General features: G+C 40.0%; 20 protein-coding genes and 1 other annotated feature. Of the genes, 13 read left to right on the forward strand and 7 right to left on the reverse strand.

The features are described from left to right. The first annotated feature begins 2 nt into the window (after positions 1–2). Together aat and infA are read left to right on the forward strand one after the other, a co-directional pair. Entirely contained in the window at positions 3–692 is a 690-nt protein-coding gene (aat, locus tag HGO23_RS12455) for a leucyl/phenylalanyl-tRNA--protein transferase (protein WP_099136717.1), read from the forward strand. Positions 693–846: 154 nt separating this feature from the next. Next, complete coding sequence (gene infA, locus HGO23_RS12460; RefSeq protein WP_002211347.1) at positions 847–1065, forward strand: translation initiation factor IF-1; 219 nt, start codon at positions 847–849, stop codon at positions 1063–1065. A gap of 118 nt (positions 1066–1183) precedes the next feature. On the opposite strand, the gene clpA is transcribed toward infA, so the two are convergent. Both clpA and clpS read right to left on the reverse strand, forming a co-directional pair. Further along, positions 1184–3469: an ATP-dependent Clp protease ATP-binding subunit ClpA gene (clpA, locus tag HGO23_RS12465; protein WP_209026812.1), complete on the reverse strand. Its 2286-nt coding sequence runs from the start codon at positions 3467–3469 to the stop codon at positions 1184–1186. Between the two features lie 31 nt (positions 3470–3500). Then, entirely contained in the window at positions 3501–3821 is a 321-nt protein-coding gene (clpS, locus tag HGO23_RS12470; protein ID WP_099136715.1) for an ATP-dependent Clp protease adapter ClpS, read from the reverse strand. Positions 3822–4145: 324 nt separating this feature from the next. On the opposite strand from clpS, the gene cspD reads away from it, so the two are divergent. From cspD to artM, 6 genes are all read left to right on the forward strand, one after another. Further along, entirely contained in the window at positions 4146–4391 is a 246-nt protein-coding gene (gene cspD, locus HGO23_RS12475) for a cold shock-like protein CspD (RefSeq protein ID WP_099136714.1), read from the forward strand. Positions 4392–4976: 585 nt separating this feature from the next. Further along, on the forward strand, positions 4977–5879 hold the full coding sequence (locus HGO23_RS12480) for a LysO family transporter (protein ID WP_209026814.1): 903 nt from the start codon (positions 4977–4979) through the stop codon (positions 5877–5879). Positions 5880–6106: 227 nt separating this feature from the next. Further along, positions 6107–6835, forward strand: coding sequence for an arginine ABC transporter ATP-binding protein ArtP (gene artP / locus HGO23_RS12485; protein WP_209026816.1), 729 nt, complete (start codon positions 6107–6109; stop codon positions 6833–6835). A 105-nt stretch (positions 6836–6940) separates the two neighbouring features. Continuing rightward, a complete protein-coding gene (gene artJ, locus HGO23_RS12490; RefSeq protein ID WP_099136711.1) occupies positions 6941–7678 on the forward strand; it encodes an arginine ABC transporter substrate-binding protein in 738 nt (245 codons plus the stop codon). A 14-nt stretch (positions 7679–7692) separates the two neighbouring features. Further along, positions 7693–8415, forward strand: a complete 723-nt coding sequence (artQ, locus tag HGO23_RS12495; protein ID WP_209026818.1) for an arginine ABC transporter permease ArtQ — start codon at positions 7693–7695, stop codon at positions 8413–8415. Beyond that, entirely contained in the window at positions 8408–9076 is a 669-nt protein-coding gene (gene artM, locus HGO23_RS12500) for an arginine ABC transporter permease ArtM (RefSeq protein ID WP_099136709.1), read from the forward strand. Before artQ ends, artM begins: the two co-directional genes overlap by 8 nt. A gap of 108 nt (positions 9077–9184) precedes the next feature. Here the strand turns inward: artM and rlmC are convergent, their stop codons facing one another. The 3 genes from rlmC to HGO23_RS12515 form a co-directional block, all read right to left on the reverse strand. Then, a complete protein-coding gene (rlmC, locus tag HGO23_RS12505) occupies positions 9185–10318 on the reverse strand; it encodes a 23S rRNA (uracil(747)-C(5))-methyltransferase RlmC (protein WP_209026819.1) in 1134 nt (377 codons plus the stop codon). Positions 10319–10342: 24 nt separating this feature from the next. Continuing rightward, positions 10343–10840: a type III secretion system chaperone family protein gene (locus tag HGO23_RS12510; RefSeq protein WP_099136707.1), complete on the reverse strand. Its 498-nt coding sequence runs from the start codon at positions 10838–10840 to the stop codon at positions 10343–10345. Between the two features lie 80 nt (positions 10841–10920). Beyond that, on the reverse strand, positions 10921–11232 hold the full coding sequence (locus HGO23_RS12515) for a YbjC family protein (protein ID WP_099136706.1): 312 nt from the start codon (positions 11230–11232) through the stop codon (positions 10921–10923). A 260-nt stretch (positions 11233–11492) separates the two neighbouring features. On the opposite strand from HGO23_RS12515, the gene HGO23_RS12520 reads away from it, so the two are divergent. From HGO23_RS12520 to HGO23_RS12530, 3 genes are all read left to right on the forward strand, one after another. Next, positions 11493–11756 carry a GrxA family glutaredoxin gene (locus HGO23_RS12520; protein ID WP_099136705.1) on the forward strand — a complete coding sequence of 88 codons (264 nt, stop codon included), beginning with the start codon at positions 11493–11495 and terminating at the stop codon, positions 11754–11756. A 450-nt stretch (positions 11757–12206) separates the two neighbouring features. Further along, positions 12207–12836 (forward strand): undecaprenyl-diphosphate phosphatase, encoded by a 630-nt coding sequence (gene ybjG / locus HGO23_RS12525; RefSeq protein ID WP_209026820.1) that lies wholly within the window; start codon positions 12207–12209, stop codon positions 12834–12836. A 942-nt stretch (positions 12837–13778) separates the two neighbouring features. Continuing rightward, positions 13779–15083, forward strand: a complete 1305-nt coding sequence (locus HGO23_RS12530; protein WP_209026821.1) for an HAAAP family serine/threonine permease — start codon at positions 13779–13781, stop codon at positions 15081–15083. Positions 15084–15207: 124 nt separating this feature from the next. Here the strand turns inward: HGO23_RS12530 and HGO23_RS12535 are convergent, their stop codons facing one another. Further along, positions 15208–16413 carry a serine hydrolase gene (locus tag HGO23_RS12535; RefSeq protein WP_425330516.1) on the reverse strand — a complete coding sequence of 402 codons (1206 nt, stop codon included), beginning with the start codon at positions 16411–16413 and terminating at the stop codon, positions 15208–15210. Between the two features lie 167 nt (positions 16414–16580). Here HGO23_RS12535 and HGO23_RS12540 point away from each other — a divergent pair, with 167 nt between their 5' ends. Continuing rightward, positions 16581–17201, forward strand: coding sequence for a glutathione S-transferase family protein (locus HGO23_RS12540; protein WP_209026823.1), 621 nt, complete (start codon positions 16581–16583; stop codon positions 17199–17201). Here the strand turns inward: HGO23_RS12540 and HGO23_RS12545 are convergent, their stop codons facing one another. Next, positions 17202–18053: an SDR family oxidoreductase gene (locus tag HGO23_RS12545; RefSeq protein WP_099136700.1), complete on the reverse strand. Its 852-nt coding sequence runs from the start codon at positions 18051–18053 to the stop codon at positions 17202–17204. Positions 18054–18460: 407 nt separating this feature from the next. Continuing rightward, positions 18461–18583, forward strand: a sequence feature (His leader region). 62 nt (positions 18584–18645) lie between these two features. On the opposite strand from HGO23_RS12545, the gene hisG reads away from it, so the two are divergent. After that, positions 18646–19545, forward strand: coding sequence for an ATP phosphoribosyltransferase (gene hisG / locus HGO23_RS12550; RefSeq protein WP_099136699.1), 900 nt, complete (start codon positions 18646–18648; stop codon positions 19543–19545). Positions 19546–19548 lie beyond the last annotated feature (3 nt).

Consider the following 19548-nt stretch of genomic DNA (forward strand, 5'->3'; position numbering starts at 1 on the left):
TTATGTTGATAGCTCAATTGGATAACTCATGTGAATTTCCTCATCCAACCAATGCATTAGCAGAGCCGAATGGTCTATTGGCATTCGGAGGAGATTTGAGTGCAGAGCGCTTAAAGGCCGCTTATAGTAAGGGAATTTTTCCATGGTTTTCGCCTGATGAGCCTCCCTTATGGTGGTCTCCGGATCCCAGGGCGGTTCTAATCCCGGGAGAATTACATACCGGACGTACTCTGCGACGTTTTATTCGCAAACATTCTTATCAAATTACGGTAAACTATGCTTTCGATCAGGTGATATACGGCTGTGCCCAGCGACAAGAAGGTACGTGGATCGGAGCTAATATTCAGCAAGGTTACCAAACCTTACATCAGGAAGGTCGGGCTCATTCGGTTGAAGTCTGGCATAAACGCCAGCTTGTTGGTGGATTATACGGTGTTAGTGTAGGAGCGCTATTTTGTGGTGAATCAATGTTCAGCAAAATAGAGAATGCATCTAAGTGCGCTTTTGTGGCATTCTATCACCATTTTTTACGTCATGGCGGTCAGCTGTTTGACTGTCAGGTGCTAAATCACCATACAGAGTCACTGGGCGCGAAAAATATTCCAAGGAGAGAATTTCTCCAGTATCTTGAGCAAGGTAAAAAACAATCATTGCAAGCAGGCTGTTGGGATACACAAGTGCTGGAATTATAATCAACACTTGGTGATTTATGCTGTTTACGGTGGGAGTGTCAATTCCATTATGAGGAAAATGATGGTTTAAAATACGACATTCCTTTACATAATGAGGGTTTTTCGGCATTATCTTGTCGGTTAAAGACTATGGTTGTTACATTTAGAGGATTAGATGGCCAAAGAAGACAATATTGAAATGCAAGGCACTGTGTTAGACACACTGCCAAACACTATGTTCCGTGTCGAACTAGAAAACGGACACGTCGTTACTGCTCATATTTCAGGCAAAATGCGTAAGAACTACATCCGCATCCTGACTGGAGACAAGGTTACAGTTGAGCTAACCCCATATGACCTGAGCAAAGGCCGTATCGTCTTCCGTAGCCGCTGATTCACAGACCTTCTTAACACCACAGGTAATGTATTTTTCAGCATTCTCCTGTGGTGTCGTTCTCAGTCATACGGCCAGTGTTTGCCGTACTTATTTATATGCAGTTATTTATATGCAGCTATAGTACGGCATCTTCTGATTTTTTCTTATTCGACTTTTGCACGCCTTTGAAATCGTATTTCAGTACCTGCTTATCTTTATCAAGAGTAATCCTGACAGATCCGCCATGCACTAAGGAACCAAACAGTAATTCATTGGCTAAAGGTTTTTTCAGGCTATCCTGGATCACGCGAGCCATAGGACGGGCTCCCATCGCTTTATCATACCCTTTATCACATAACCACTGACGGGCATCTGTATTGATTTCCAGAGAAACACCTTTCTCATCCAACTGAGCTTGTAATTCAACAATAAATTTATCAACTACTTGCTGAATAACTTCCGCAGAAAGTGCATCAAACCAAATGATACTATCAAGTCGATTACGGAATTCAGGGGTAAAGATTCGCTTAATTTCTCCCATACCATCAATGCTGTTATCCTGCTCAGTGAAACCGATGGATTTACGCTGGGTCTCACGCACCCCGGCATTGGTTGTCATGACCAAAATAACATTGCGGAAATCAGCCTTCCGGCCATTGTTATCAGTCAATGTTCCATTGTCCATGACTTGCAGCAGTAAATTGAATACATCAGGATGAGCTTTCTCAATTTCGTCAAGCAGCAATACAGAATGAGGGTGTTTGATAATAGCATCTGTCAATAAACCACCCTGATCATAGCCAACATAACCTGGCGGTGCACCAATCAGGCGGCTAACAGTATGACGTTCCATATATTCAGACATATCAAACCGCAGTAGCTTGATATTAAGTACTTTGGCTAACTGAACTGTCACTTCAGTTTTACCAACCCCTGTAGGCCCCGCAAATAGAAAAGAACCAACAGGTTTATACTCCTGCCTCAATCCAGCACGACTCATTTTAATGGCTTCTGTTAATGCTCCAATTGCTTTGTGCTGACCAAAAACCAACATTTTCAAACGATCATCCAGTGTTCTCAATACATCTTTATCACTGGCTGAAACTGTTTTCTCCGGAATACGGGCAATACGAGCCACAACAGATTCAATGTCTGAAACATTGATTGTCTTTCTGCGACGACTGACCGGGACTAACCTCGTTCGAGCCCCTGCTTCATCAATCACATCAATAGCTTTATCTGGCAAATGGCGATCAGAAATGTATTTCACAGATAACTCAACAGCAGCCCGAATAGCTTTCGATGTATAGCGGACATCATGATGCGCCTCATATTTGGCACGTAAGCCATGAATAATCTGTATTGTTTCTTCAGAAGAAGGCTCAAGAATATCAATTTTCTGGAACCGACGAGCCAAAGCGCGATCTTTCTCAAAGATATTGCTGAATTCTTGATAAGTTGTTGAACCAATTACCCGAATACGACCGCTGGATAAAAGTGGTTTAATCAGATTAGCAGCATCCACTTGCCCACCCGAAGCAGCACCAGCCCCGATAATGGTATGAATTTCGTCGATAAAGAGAATACTTTTACTATCTTGTTCTAATGTTTTTAACAAGGCTTTGAAGCGCTTCTCAAAATCGCCACGATATTTTGTTCCTGCCAGTAACGAACCAATATCCAATGAATAAATCGTGCAATCTTTCATCACTTCCGGGACATCTTTTTGCACAATACGCCATGCAAGCCCTTCCGCAATCGCTGTTTTACCAACCCCGGATTCACCCACAAACAAAGGATTGTTCTTACGCCGACGACATAACACCTGAATTGTCCTTTCCAATTCATGCTGACGTCCGACAAGTGGATCAATCTGCCCTTTCTGCGCTAACAGATTCAGGTTTGTCGTGAAATTCTCCAATCGATCTTCACCTATCACTTGTTCTTCCTGAACTGGATTAACGCTGTGATGAGGCTCATTATCGAGTTCATCTTTACGTGTTCCGTGAGATATAAAATTCACAACATCCAGTCGGCTAACATCATGCTTACGCAGTAAATAAGCCGCCTGAGATTCCTGTTCACTAAAAATAGCAACTAACACATTTGCCCCAGAAACTTCTGAGCGCCCTGAAGATTGAACATGAAATACGGCACGTTGCAAAACACGCTGAAAACTCAACGTTGGTTGTGTATCTCGATCATCATTCTCAGATAGTAAAGGGGTTGTTTGAGTTATAAAATTTTCTAATTCCTGGCGTAATATTGCCAGATCGACCTTACAAGCCTCCAGTGCTTCTCGCGCTGATGTGTTACTTAACAACGCCAGCAATAGGTGCTCTACAGTCATAAATTCATGTCTGCTATCCCTTGCTTTGGCAAAAGCAATGTTGAGACTAAGCTCCAATTCTTGATTGAGCATAAGCACCTCCTCCCAAAATCAATAAGCCAGATCAGACCTTTTCTAGCGTGCAAAGTAACGGATGCTCGTGCTCCTTCGCATACATATTCACTTGCGCAGCCTTAGTTTCTGCGATCTCTGCTGTATAAATACCGCAAATAGCCTTTCCTTGGTAATGGACATCCAGCATTAGTTGCGTTGCTCGTTCAACATCATAAGAAAAGAACTTTTGCAATACGTCAACCACAAACTCCATAGGGGTATAATCATCATTGTTCAGAATAATCTTATACATTGACGGCGGCTGTAACGCTTGCTTTTCTTTATCTTCAACAAATTCTTCAAGATTCAAGCTGTTATAAAACTGACTCATTGTCTTTCCACTGAGTATTATCTTTCTACCGGATTTTAGTATGAACTAATTCATTCTACCTCTATATATTTTATCACTGCATAAAGCACTCTGCTTATTCCCATAGACGATCAGAGCAAGTCTTCCACCTGAAAATCTGATACCGTTATCTATATCAAACTTTAGCGATTTGAGACAACCTGACGCTATTTCTATGCTTGACGATGAAATGAATTTCACTACAGTGTATTTTATGAACACCATTCCTAGCTGAACGACTGTTCATAATCCTGAAATTTTTAGTGATTCCTAAATCCGAAATCATAATACGAGGGATAGAGAAGTATGGAAACAGGTACAGTTAAATGGTTCAATAATGCAAAGGGCTTTGGATTTATTTGCCCGGCTGGCGGCGGCGATGACATATTCGCTCACTATTCAACCATTCAGATGGATGGTTATAGAACGCTGAAAGCGGGACAAAAAGTGAATTTCAGTGTTAATCAAGGCCCTAAAGGCACTCATGCCAGTCTTATTGTTCCTTTGGAAGATGGCTTAAAATCAAAAAAGAGTAATCAAATTAATTCGTAATTTCCACGCCACAGATAAACAAACGTTATTTGTGGCGTGTTATTATCCAATAGCCATATCACTTTTTCTCTGGCTAAGAATCTAAAATCAGCGATAAGCTTGGCACAACACCTCACCTCTTCTGTTCTTATCAACTCTAATATGCCAATTGTCTATCCACGATAGATATAAATGTGTCAGATGTAAATAAATTGGATATAAATGAAATAGATGTAAGAATCAGAAGAACTTTATCATTAAATACCAATGACAATTGATTGAAACCTCTAATATCATAAATTCATATACAATTCAATAGTATACCTCTCTATTCAGTATCAAAATCACTTCATTTTATTTAATGATTTCAACCTTATCATATAGTAAAAAACGCGTTGAATTTCAGTAGGTTTCCCTTTATCCTACTTGTTACTCCAGTGTAAATTTATTGTTGTTATTATTTTTTTGGTTTTTATGACCAGTTAAAGATATACCCGATAGATTATCTGCTACGGCCATAAGTGTGAATGCAGCTAATAATGAAGCTCGTAAGATAAAGGGTATAAAAACAGATAAAAAGACGTTTATTATAATAAGGATTGTGACATGTATTCAGGATTACTAATTATCCTCCTTCCATTGAGCCTGGGTTATCTGATCCGTCTAAATAATAAAACGATACTTATCAGAGTTCACCAACTGCTCAATGTCATGGTTTATCTCATCCTCATTTTCATGGGTATCAGCCTTGCTATGCTAGAAAATCTGGGTAGTAACCTACTCTCTATCTTGCTATATGCGATGACATTTTTTCTGTGCATCTTTGTAACTAATTTACTGGCACTTTTCCTGTTGGATAAAAGAAAACCGTGGATTATCGCAGAATATAAGCAAGAAAGCCCTCCTTCCCGTCTACATATGGCATTTGATTCCATTAAATTATGCGGTGCTCTAATATTGGGTTTTCTATTTGGTTTGACGGAATGGTCATGGTTTCATTTTGCCAGCAAAGCGAGTGAAATCACCTTAATTTTTTTACTTTTTCTTGTTGGAATTCAGCTACGTAATAACGGCATGACCCTGAAACAAACCCTGATCAATCGCCGTGGAACCATTGTTGCTATCGTTGTCGCTGTCAGTTCTCTTTTAGGTGGTATGCTGGCTGCTTTTCTACTGGGGCTACCGACCAAAACAGGCCTTGCCGTTGCATCTGGCTATGGCTGGTATTCTCTTTCTGGCATTTTACTCTCTGATGCCTATGGTCCAGTATTAGGCAGTACTGCTTTTTTCAATGATTTGGCTCGTGAACTGGCATCAATCATGCTCATCCCCATGCTAATCAATCGATACCGTTCTACAGCATTGGGTTTAACCGGAGCTGCATCAATAGATTTCACATTACCAATATTACAGCGCTGTGGTGGTTTGAGTATCGTACCCGCAGCTATCGTTCATGGTTTCATTTTGAGTTTAATGACACCCATATTTATTGCATTTTTTACCCAGTAGATTTAGCTCATGTTTTTAGTATAAGAAATTTGCAACATCATTTAACAGCATAATACTTAATCGAAAAAACCATATTAGAGAACAAAAAGAAACCAGATAAAATATCGACAGCCTGATTAGTTAACTTATTAAATTGACTAAAACAACAATCTTATGCAGATATTATTGCATAGTTATTCCTTTGAGATTAATATCCCATCAACCAGCTAACTATTCATATTTTTCGCATGAGAATTCAATTAAAAAACATCGATTGTTTCTATGGAACTAATCAGGCTCTGTTTGACATCAATTTCGAATGTACGTCAGGAGAAACCATAGTATTACTAGGGCCTAGTGGTGCGGGCAAAAGTTCCTTACTGCGAGTCCTGAATTTACTGGAGATGCCACGTTCTGGTCAGTTAAGTATGGCACAGCATCAATTTGACTTTAAACACCCCCCTGGCGAAAAAGAAATCCGTGCCTTACGGCAGAAAGTAGGTATGGTTTTCCAACAATACAATTTGTGGCCACATCTGACTGTAATGGATAACCTGACCGAAGCTCCCCGTCAAGTATTAGGGCTACCTAGACAACAAGCGCAGGAAAAAGCAGCAAAATTACTCTCCCGTCTTCGTCTGGAGGAATTTTCCAATCGTTTTCCATTACATTTGTCAGGCGGACAACAGCAACGTGTCGCCATTGCACGAGCGTTGATGATGGAACCTCAAGTTCTGCTGTTTGATGAACCCACCTCTGCACTTGATCCAGAAATCACATCTCAAATCGTTGACATAATAAAAGAATTGGCAGAGACCGGGATCACTCAAATTATTGTGACACATGAAGTAGAGCTTGCCCGTAAAACAGCAAGTCAGTTCATCTATATGGAGAAAGGGCGAATTATAGAAAAAGGTGATGCAAGCCATTTTTTGAAGCCTCACACAGAAGCCTTTGCTAATTATTTGTCACACTAACCCTGTCATATTAATTCAGCCAGGCAGATAACTCGTTAACAAATAAACACCAATAACTTTAATAACATTCATCAACCACATACTTATGAATTACAGGACATGGCTATGAAAAAATTATTGCTTGCAGCCTTACTAAGTTCAATAACACTATCCGCGACCGCAGCAGAGAAACAAACTCTCCGTTTTGCCACTGAAGCAACCTATCCCCCCTTTGAGTTTATTGATGCAAATAATAAAATCCAGGGATTCGATGTGGATTTAGCAAACGCTATGTGTAAAAAAATCCATGCCGAATGCACCTTCACCCACCAAGCATTCGATAGTCTCATTCCCAGCCTGAAATTCCGCCGCGTTGATGTATTGATGGCGGGTATCGATATTACACCAGACAGACAGAAACAAGTTGATTTCACTGATACTTATTATGATAATTCGGCCATATTTGTCACTGTCAAAGGGAAATATTCCCAAGTTACTGAACTTAAAGGAAAACAAGTAGGTACTCAAAACGGCACAACCCATCAAAAATACCTCATGGAACAGCATAAGGAGCTAAAAAGCGTTCCTTATGACAGCTATCAAAATGCGATCCTTGATCTGAAAAATGGGCGTATTGATGCACTATTCGGTGATACAGCCGTTGTTAATGAGTGGCTAAAAAAGAATAAAGAACTGAGTACTATTGGCGAAAAAGTTACTGACAAAAATTACTTCGGTACAGGTTTAGGCATAGCTGTTCGTAAGGGCAATACCGTCTTATTGAACAAACTGAACCAGGCTCTGGCTGAAATCAAGCAAGATGGTACTTATGGCACTATCTACAAAAAATGGTTTGAACAATAATTAGCTGAATCTCTATGAGTGAACTTCAATCTTTAATCAGTGCCGCCGGTATAACCGTCGGCCTTGCTGTTGTATCTCTTGTAACTGGTCTGATTCTGGCAATGCTTTTTGCTATCTGGGAGTCTTCCCGTTGGAAACCCTTTGCATTTCTAGGAGCCTGCTGGGTTACTTTGATCCGTGGGTTACCTGAAATTTTGGTGGTTTTCTTTATCTATTTTGGAAGTTCACAACTTCTGATCACCTTGTCAGAAGGCATTGATATCAATCTTGTGGTGTGGCAATTCAGGATACAAATGGAAATTGACAGTTTTGATGTCAGCCCTTTCCTTTGTGGTGTTATTGCCCTCTCCCTGCTTTATTCTGCATATGCCTCTCAAACACTGAGAGGGGCATTGAAAGCAATCCCGATGGGACAACGAGAAGCCGGGCAAGCATTAGGGTTAAGCCAAGGCCGTATCTTTTTTCGTTTAATTATGCCGCAAATGTGGCGTCATGCTTTGCCGGGGCTTGGTAATCAATGGTTAGTCTTACTGAAAGACACAGCATTGGTTTCACTGATAAGTGTTAATGATTTGATGTTACAAACAAAAAGTATTGCCACCCGCACACAAGAGCCATTCACTTGGTATATGATTGCCGCCATTATCTATCTACTTATTACATTGGTGAGCCAATTTATCCTTAAACGACTTGAAGTGCGTGCTACTCATTTTGAACGGAGTGCTTCCGATGTTTGAGTATATAAAGGATATTTTGCCAGGTTTACAAACCAGCCTAAGCCTGACTGTTACCGCATTGCTGGTAGCATTTATGACGTCTGTCATCTTGACTGCTATTCTGACGATGAAACTGCCGATATTATCGCAATTGGTGAAAGGCTACATCACACTGTTTACCGGAACACCCTTGCTCGTGCAATTCTTTTTGATTTACTACGGCCCAGGGCAATTTCCGTCACTGAAAGCATATCCGTGGTTATGGCAACTCATGTCCGAACCGTGGCTTTGTGCTATGGTGACATTGGCATTAAATAGTGCAGCATATTCGACTCAACTTTTTTACGGTGCAGTTAAAGCGATCCCTGCCGGACAATGGCAATCCTGCGACGCGCTTGGGATGTCAAAAGCACATTCCATGCGCATTCTATTACCTTATGCCTTCAAAAGAGCACTTTCTTCCTATTCAAATGAAGTTGTATTAATTTTCAAAAGCACTTCATTGGCTAGTACGATAACACTGCTGGATATAATGGGATACAGCCAACTCCAGTTTGGCCGCAGCTATGATGCAACAGTATTTGTTGCCGCAGGTATTATTTATCTTTGTATAAATGGCCTTTTAACACTACTCATGCGTCTGATTGAACGACGCACCTTATTATTTGAGCAACGTAATTAAAATTATCTGCATTATTGTTATTTTCGCTTCCATTGTTGATTGCTATTTGTTATCAGTAAATTATTACCAACAAATTGTTATCAACAATGGAAATATCCCTCGTTCCGGTTAATTGCCATCAATAACTAATAATGCCAGCGTTTCATAATGCTCTGTATGGGGGAACATATCGAATAATTGTACTTTCTCTATTCGGTATCGTCCGAGCATAGTGATATCTTTTGCCATAGTCTCAGCATTACAGCTTGAATAAAGAATAAATTTAGGAGCCATCCGATTAAGATATTGGCAAAGCTCCTTACCAATTCCCCTGCGTGGAGGATTAACCAACACCAACTCAGGGATCTGAGATTTATCAAGAGCAAAACGTGTAGAATCCAGTGCCTGAAACTCAACATGTTTAAGTCCAAGGCTATTAGCCGAGTTCTTGGCACAATCAATGGCTTCCTCACTGATTTCAATACCAGTCAGCCTTGTCTCTTTATCTGCACAATGCAGACCAAAACCACCTGCACCACAAAACAGATCCCACATACTGTTTATATTTAATTCCCTGACCCACTGCCCGGCAGTCGCATATAATAGTGAAGCAATATCGGGATTAGTCTGGAAAAAGCTACGGGGACGAATATACAACGGAATATTATTAAAATTTTCCTGTAACGTTTTCTTTTCAGTAAGAATTATCTCTTTTTCACTTTCCAGGATCGCCATATGGACAGACTGAATATTTGCGGAAATCACCACCAATTGTGGTAATTGTTCTTGTAACCACGGTAAAGCACGTTTTAGCTGTTCCAATTTGGTTTCTGAACGCAGCACAAACCTCAGCATCATTTCTCTGTTAGCACGACTTTCGGTCAATAAAATATATTTGAGCTCACCTCTTTTACGCGCAACGTTGTATGGAACTAATCCCGCTTTAGCAATAAATACTTTTATTACTTCGAATACTGATTGAAAGTGTTGTGGATACAAAGGACAATCGCAAAGATCGACTGCCCTGCCATCCCGATGCAACATCCCAAGTAGCGGACGTTCAACACTGCCACTCACTACCATTTTAGCTTTATTACGAAACTCAGTAAGTTGACTGGCAACAGGAGGCTGCCAGCACGTTATTGATGATTCTTGTAAAAGTTGTTGTAAATGTTCTTGTTTATCAGATAATTGTTTTAAATAGGACTTATCAAGCCACTGGCAGGAGTGACAATGCCCCGCAGTATACTGCACACATTGCATTGTAAAAAACCACATTAAAAAATATTAGTGCAAGGTAAACGTCGAAGTTTGTAATTCTTCATCTTCCACTTCCATTTCACTTTCCATATCACTATTAACATAAAGGAAATTATTACTGTGAACTTCAAAGATCACATTAGCAATTTGTTCCTCACTCTGCTTCAGAAAATGAGAAAATTGTTGGAAAGTCATACCAGCAGCGATAGGAAACGCCTGACAAACAATCAGCTTGGGTAAATTTTCATCCTGAACATCAAGAAATGCCTTAACAGTAAGGGAACTGGCATTAATCTGACTCAAATTTGCCACTAATGGAATAATCGCAGTTGGCCTGACTTCCGCCAAAGCGGAGAAAAAGACAACATCCCCTAACAGATCAAGCTTGGCATCAAACAAGCCATCAATGTTCTGCATATGAGGCAAATGTAATACTGGACTTGCTTCATTCTCAAAATAAGAGATTTTGAGTTTATCAAGCCAATTACGTAATGTTGCTAAATTTGGGATAACCATAGAATCCATTGAATCAACCTCATATGACTAAAAGTGACATATGCTACCTTCAGAAAACACGACTAGGATAGCAACATGAAATCGTTAACCTATTTTGTTTTTTCTTCATCAGAGTCAATCTGATGATTTCTACCTGCTTTCTTATGATCAATTCCTAAGAAAGAAAGATTATAGATCGCACGCCAGATAATATGGATAGCTGCGGGTATCAAACAACCAATACCCAATAAGATCATAGCAATGTGTGCTTCTGTCGTCATTAATAAAGGCGATAGAATTATACTACCAGTTATCGACAAATAGACTAAAGCCAACAACCCAATTCCCAATATTTCTAATAAAATAACCAGCTTTGGCATATCAGCCAACGAACGCATCTCTTTTGATGTACTTTTCTTCATTTGTTGACTACCTTCCAAATCTGATATGTGAGATGCTTTTTTAACCGTTTCATCAGGCTATCATACATAAATATCTGCTATATCCTTCGTCTTTCAAGTTGCCTCCTTTGTTGGCTACATTTTGAAATCCACGAGGTATAATTGGCGGGATTGATTAAAACGAAATGAAATTCCTGCTTTTTTTTACCCACGCTTACAGGCATAGTAACCCAAGATGACATATCTATGTAGTCCATGATTATTACCAATAAGGAGTTTATATGTACACAGTCATTTTTGGTCGTCCTGGTTGCCCATACTGCGTCCGCGCTAAAGAGTTAGCTGAAAAATTAAAAACAGAGCGCGAAGATTTTGACTACCGCTATGTTGATATCTGGGCAGAAGGCATCACCAAAGACGACTTATCAAAAACAGTAGGTAAACCTGTTGAGACGGTTCCTCAAATTTTCATTGATGAAAAACACATTGGCGGTTGTACAGATTTTGAAGACTACGCCAAAGAAAACCTGGAACTGTACAAATAATCATAGCATCCGCTATTTAGGTGAAAGAAAAATTCTCTTTCTGAATAGCGGTATACGCCTAAATATTCCACAAAATTCCAACCCATACAGCTCAAACTACTGCCGCATTAAAAAAATTCTGTAATTTTTTTTCGATATCGAGAACTTTCATGTTTTCACACAGTCTCAATTAGTGCCACTGCTTTTCTTTGATGTCCCCATATTGAGGAGCCCGATGGTCATCCCCTTTGGTTAAAGACTATCGGGTTTTTTGTTTATACCGGAAAGGAAAAAAGCACGCCTAAGGAGTATCCTGCCCTGCGCTTATCAATATATTATTTACTCACCTCAAATTTAATCAGTATTAAACAACATGACGAATTAAGGCGATATCTCTTTACTAAGCCACATGATAAAATTACTGTTTTGCACAATATTTGATAAAAAGCACATTATCATATTTTTACTTCAATGCGCTGTGTGAGGCTCATTTTGCTAGAACAACTGAACCACGATTTATTTACTCTTATCAATGCTACACCAGATTCATCACCAGGCATGATCATGTTTTCAATCTTTGTTGCAAAATATATGGTGTATATTTACCCCACCACCTTAGCAATTTGCTGGCTTTGGGGGAAAAAAGAAGCTATCTCACACCAGCGCATTGTTGTCAGCAAATCTTGTATTGCCTTTGCCTTTGCAATGACGGTTTCAGCAATCATTGGAATGCTGGTTCCTCATGCACGCCCTTTTGTTGAAGGTGTTGGCCATAATTTTCTTGCTCATGCGCCAACAGTTTCTTTCCCCAGTAATCACGGTACAGCTGTGTTTACTTTCGCATTAGCATTTATCTTCTGGCACCGCATCTGGTCAGGTTTTTGCCTGACGGTTATTGCCTGCGCTATTGCCTGGGCCAGAGTCTATGTCGGAGTTCACTGGCCAATTGATATGCTTGGCGCATTTTTGGTCAGCCTTATGGGATGTGCATTTTCCCAAATATTCTGGCACCTGTATGGAGCATGTTTGCAAAGCAAACTAACCTACCTTTACCAATTCTGCTGTGCCTTTTTAATCAGAAGAGGTTGGATACAAAGTTAAATCAAGCACTCAACATAGCAAGCAATAGAAAATGGATTCCCCCAGAAAATTAGAACATTGTAACTGGGGGGACTATGATTAAAAAAGTGAGTGTGGCTGAACACAATAACTTCTCATTTAACCAAGCCTCTGGGTTATCTAAAAAACAAATAAATCAGCAATCGGTATAAAACACTTACGCTATATACAACATTTCATAACCGTAATAAGATTACTCTTTCTTTACAAATCAAACCTTGTTTGATTTTTTTTCATTCAATGTTTTTTTAACATCAAGAAGATTATTAATTCATAACATTAATGAAATCAAAATCCCAATCATACAGCACACATTTTAAACCAAAATAAAAGACACTATTATTTTACTGTTATTTCATAATGATACAGTGAAATAAAGGGGAAGGAATTTATAGCTAAAGAGATAAAAGTTATATTAATCTGGGACTGGAATCCCTCATGAAAAAATAATATATTAACACTTGAATGAAAAATCAGGAATAGTAGAACAAACACAGAATGTTAAAATTCAACTGATGATATTTATTATCCACTTTTTATGGATGCATTTTATTTTAATATTTAATTAACATCATCATAAAAATTCATAACATACTAACTTTATGATATAAATCTTACAATTGCGAGAGCGATCACGGTACATTTTACTAAAAATAATTATATTTCCCCTATCAAAAGTATGTGGTTAAGCTTTTTTGATTTAAGCATCAAAAAATAGAACTAAACTGGATCTCGAATCCTCTGCTTAAGATGACCGTATTTTAGGCAATATTATTTGTATAGAAATAAAAGTGTTTAAATAAACATCAGAACAATATCTGACAATTTATTACTCATTATAACGAATCCAATTCGCGCATTTTATTAATGTGCGGGTTTAGCAGTTTTTAAATTTTACTTTACCGCGTTTTTTCGGAGATATTTATGGACACATCTCAAACAGGTTCAATCGCATCCTCTGCTTCCGGCAAAAGCGATTACTCTACCTGGCGTAAATCAGACACTGTATGGATGTTGGGATTATATGGTACAGCCATTGGCGCTGGCGTTCTGTTTCTTCCCATAAACGCCGGTATTGGCGGGTTAATACCACTGATCATCATGGCACTGCTTGCACTTCCGATGACATTCTTTGCTCACCGCGGAATGTGTCGCTTTGTCCTGTCCGGCAAAAATAGCGGCGAAGATATCACTGGCGTGGTAGAAGAGCATTTCGGTAAAGTTGCGGGCTTTTTGATCACTATTCTGTACTTCTTTGCAATTTACCCTATCCTGCTGGTTTATAGTGTTGCACTAACCAATACAGTAGATAGTTTTATTATCCACCAGCTACATATGGACGCTCCACCTCGTGCACTGCTGGCACTGTTATTAATCCTGGGCGTCATGAGCATTATTCGTTTCGGTGAACAAGCCATTGTCAAAGCAATGAGTGTCCTAGTGTTCCCATTTGTCACCGTTTTGATGCTTCTGGCTCTGTATCTAATCCCTCACTGGAACACTGCTATCTTTGATACTTTATCGCTGGAAAATGCCGTATCTTCAACCAATAGTCATGGCCTATTGTTCACCCTGTGGTTGGCAATCCCAGTAATGGTTTTCTCTTTCAACCATTCCCCGATCATCTCTGCATTTGCTGTGGCAAAACGTGAAGAGTACGGTGAAAATGCGGAGAAAAAATGTTCAAGCATTCTGGGCTATGCTCACATTATGATGGTACTGACAGTCATGTTCTTCGTCTTGAGCTGCGTACTAAGCCTATCACCTGAAAATCTGGCAGAAGCTAAAGCACAGAACATTACTATTTTGTCTTATCTCGCTAACCATTTTAATGCTCCAGTCATTGAATACATTGCACCATTCATTGCCTTTATCGCAATTACCAAGTCATTCCTTGGTCACTATCTGGGTGCCCGTGAAGGCTTTAATGGCATCGTTAACAAGGCACTGATCACGCAAGGAAAAACTATTCAGCACAAGACACTGAATCGTATCACTAATTTGTTCATGCTAATCAGTGCCTGGATTATAGCAACACTTAACCCAAGTATCCTGAACATCATTGAATCTCTGGGTGGGCCAATCATTGCCATGATCCTGTTCATCATGCCAATGTATGCTATTCATAAGGTTCCGGCTATGCGCAAATATGCAGGCAAGCCAAGCAATATCTTTGTTATTTTGACAGGGTCAATTGCTATTTCAGCAGCCGTTTACTCTGTGATGTAATGAACATATCAGGCAGCTTTCTACAGTCGCTGCCCTGAAATAAATGCCAGCCACGATAAAGGTGACTGGCATTTTTTTAACTTCTAACTATTTTCAAGTTATTATATCTTTACTTAATCGTTCACTAACTGAAAATTGAGTTAAACCAACCGCTGACGGTCAGTACAATAAAATCCCAAATGCGGCCAAAGAACCCCGCCTCCTCAACAGCTTCTTTTACTACCAGCGGGCGTTGTTCAATGACCTTACCATCCAACATAAAATTAACCGTTCCTACAACCTGATTCTTTGTCAATGGCGCTTCCAGTGGTGTCTGATTCAGTGTAAAACTTGCTTTCAAATTACCCGACTGCCCACGCAAAACCGTAACTGCCGCATCTTTTTCTACCCCTAAAGCAACTTCCGGGCGGGTTCCATACCACACTTTTTCGGTTACCAGTACATCATCGGCCTTAAGTGGGATACTGGTTTCATAAAAACGAAAACCCCATGCCAGAAGCTTTTCACTGTCCACAAAACGAATTCGATCACTTGAAGCCCCCAGAACAACTGAGATTAAACGCATTGGGCCTTCTGTTGCAGAGGCGACAAGATTATATCCTGCTCCGCTGGTATGGCCTGTCTTTATACCATCCACACTCATGTTTTGATTCCACAACAAGCGGTTGCGATTAGGCTGGCGGATTTTGTTGAAAGTGAATTCTTTTTCTTTATTCAGTGCATATTCTTCTGGAACATCACGGATCATTGCTTGCCCCAAAAGTGCCATATCACGAGCAGTGCTATACTGCCCGCTAGCATCTAAACCATGAACAGTCTTAAAATGAGTATTTGTCAAACCCAGCGATTGAGAGTATTTATTCATTAAATCAACAAAAGCATCCTGACTGCCTGCAACATAATCTGCAAGAGCAATACTGGCATCATTACCAGACTGGATCACAATACCACGATTTAAATCAATGACTTTAACTCTATCTCCGGGTTTTAAAAACATCAGGGATGACCCTTTAAGCACCGGATTACCTGTCGCCCAGGCATCTTTTCCGACAGTGACCAAATCCTCTTGGGAAATTTTGCCAGCTTTCATCGACTGCCCAATCACATAGCTGGTCATCATTTTTGTCAGACTCGCAGGATCCAAACGCTCATCAGGGTTATTTGACGCCAGAATTTTTCCACTGGCATAGTCCATCAAAATATAAGCTTTAGCATCAATCTCTGGCTCAGCTGGTTCATTTATCGCGTATAAGTTGGTACTTGCCAGCCAAAAAACACTCAGCCCCACCGTAAAAGACTTTATTATCTTTATCTGACCGCTTTTTTTCATCATCTCCCGCCTTTTTTCTCTGACAGCCAAAATACAAAACCTCTATTAATATAGGATGTTATGAGATAAGACTCCAATCCAATAACGTAAAGATTTTACTGTCATTCACATGCATTTATTGTCATATTATCAATAATTCAGAACAACCTGATATTAAGGAAAAAATGATGTTAACAGTCTGGGGCCGTAAAAATTCATCAAATGTAAAAAAGGTTCTTTGGTGTCTGGAAGAATTAAAGATCCCATATCAGCAAATTGATGTTGGTGGAAAATTTGGCAAACTTGATGAACCGAAATATTTGCACATGAATCCCAATGGTGTTATTCCATGTTTACAGGATGATGATTTTATTCTGTGGGAATCAAATGTGATTGTTCGTTACATTGCGGAAAAATTTGGCAAAGATATTCTTTATCCAACTGATATTAAAGAAAAATATAATGTCGAAAAATGGATGGATTGGATAGGCTGTAATCTCTTTCCTCCAATCAAACAGCTTATGATAAACTTTGTCAGAACTCCAGAAGCACAACGCGATCAAAAAATCATCTCTCAAGCATTTGCAGAGATAAAAAAACTGCTGAAAATTGCTGATGAAACATTAGGCAAACAAACCTATCTTTCCGGTGATAAATTTGGCATGGCCGATATCGCCCTTGCTCCCTTTGTCTACCTATGGATTAATGTCGTGACAGAGCATCCATCGCTGCCAAGCTTAGAACGCTGGTATCAATTAATGACTGAAAGACCAGCGTTCCAAAAAATCGTTATGATTGAAATAAACTAATTACAGGCTCATCGGCATTCTACCGGGGTCTGGATACTGATACTCGAACCCCAGTTCCCGGCAGATGCGGCTCCCATCAACTGTTTTACATTTCCCTGCGTGATTTTCCATTTCTTCATCTTCCGGTTGTAAAAATTCTGGCGGGGTCAAATTAAGCTGACGGCAGGCTTGCGAATAAAACTCCGATCTTCTGGGATGTTCCGGAGCACACAAGTTATAAATATTGCCTCCTTCAGAACGCTGAATAAGGAGCTTAATAGCAGAGATAGCATCATCCTGATGAACTAAATTAACTGCATTTTCTCCCCCAGCAATGGCTTTCTGCCCTGCCAGAAAACGTCCTGCATGGCGACCACTACCTACCAAACCCGCCAAACGCAGGATATCAACAGATGTATTGGGTAATTGATGCAACCAGTTTTCCAGCTCAACCAATGCCTTAGCAGATTGAGTTTCAGGAAACAATGGTGCATCTTCATTGAGATGGCCGACAGAAGAGCCGTAAACGGAAGTTGAACTGGTAAAAATAATATGAGGAACAGAATACGAGAGCGCAGTATCAACAAGTAACTGTATTGCTCTGACATACTCTGCCCCACCTCCTGCAACTCTGCTGACAGGCAATGTCAAAACCAATACATCAACTGACATAAGTTGTTCAAGCTTATCAGGTGTACAGATGATTTCAGGAGTCAAATTCAATAAATGACAGTCAACTCCACACATACAGGCTGCTTCAACACCATCCGGGGTTGTTTTGCTACCGACTACCTGTATACCACTCCTCCGCAAAGCTTGTGCCAATGGCATTCCCAGCCATCCCAGTCCAATAATTGAAACCTTTTTCACCATGATTCTCCCCAGCTCATATGATTTTGATTATTGAAGCAAATTGTGCCTGTAAAGGATATCACCCGCTCACTTACCTAAAGAGGATAAAACATAATTTTCATATAAAACAAAAGATTAATAGCTAAAAATAACTTTTTTTAAAAAAGGGTTGCTTTTCATACACAGGATCAGATAGGTTAAATGGCACGCAACCAATTTCTTATGTCTGCTAACCTATAGCAAACATATAATATATATAAAGTGAAGCATAAAGTTTTCCTGAAGTCACAAAGTAGACCAAACATAAGTAACGCTAAAATATGCTATTGCCTACAAGGCTGTGACTTGGAAGACAACAAATGTACACTCAAATTATCAATCACGTATTCGGCAGAGAACACACATATTATGAATCGTATTCAATTTAACCATCACCACCATCATCCTGATTAGTCTTTCAGGCTGTTTGTGCTGGAAGACGTTTAATAACTCTTCCGGTGGTATGAATACGATAAAAAAACCCTCGGAAGATTTTCCGGGGGTTTTTTTATGCCCAACAGATTCCGAGTTACCTAAGTTTTAAATTTATATATTGATATAGGGTAGACATAACATGTTAGATAAAACTCGATTACGGATAGCTATGCAGAAATCAGGCCGTTTGAGTGATGACTCCCAGACATTACTGGCGCGCTGTGGCATCAAAATTCATTTACAACAACAGCGCCTGATCGCATTCGCAGAAAATATGCCCATTGATATCCTACGTGTCCGCGACGATGATATTCCCGGCCTTGTAATGGATGGTGTTGTCGATTTAGGTATTGTTGGTGAAAATGTACTTGAAGAAGAACTACTTAGCCGTTGCGCACAGGGAGATAGCCCACAATATACCACACTGCGCCGCCTTGATTTTGGTAGTTGCCGCCTTTCTCTCGCCGCCCCTCTTGATTATGACTATACTGGCGTGGAATGTTTGCAAAGCTCTCGTATCGCCACCTCTTACCCACACCTATTAAAACGCTATCTGGATCAAAAAGGCATTCAATTCAAACCCTGTCTTCTCAATGGCTCTGTTGAAGTCGCGCCCCGGGCAGGATTGGCCGATGCCATCTGTGATTTGGTGTCAACTGGTGCAACATTGGAAGCAAACGGTCTGCGGGAAGTTGAAGTTATCTATCGTTCAAAAGCCTGTCTGATCCAGCGTGATGGTGAAATGCCAGAAACCAAACAACAACTCATTGATAAGTTAATGATCCGCATTCAAGGTGTCATTCAAGCTCGTGAGTCCAAATACATCATGCTACATGCCCCAAGTGACAAGTTAGAAGAAATTATTTCATTACTGCCGGGCGCAGAGCGCCCAACTATTTTGCCACTGGCCGGAGCTCAAAACCGTGTCGCCATGCACATGGTCAGCAGTGAAACTCTATTCTGGGAAACGATGGAAAAACTCAAAACACTGGGTGCCAGTTCCATTCTTGTTTTGCCCATTGAAAAGATGATGGAGTAACCT

Origin of the sequence: Xenorhabdus budapestensis (assembly GCF_017743015.1) — a bacterium.
GTDB lineage: Bacteria > Pseudomonadota > Gammaproteobacteria > Enterobacterales > Enterobacteriaceae > Xenorhabdus > Xenorhabdus budapestensis.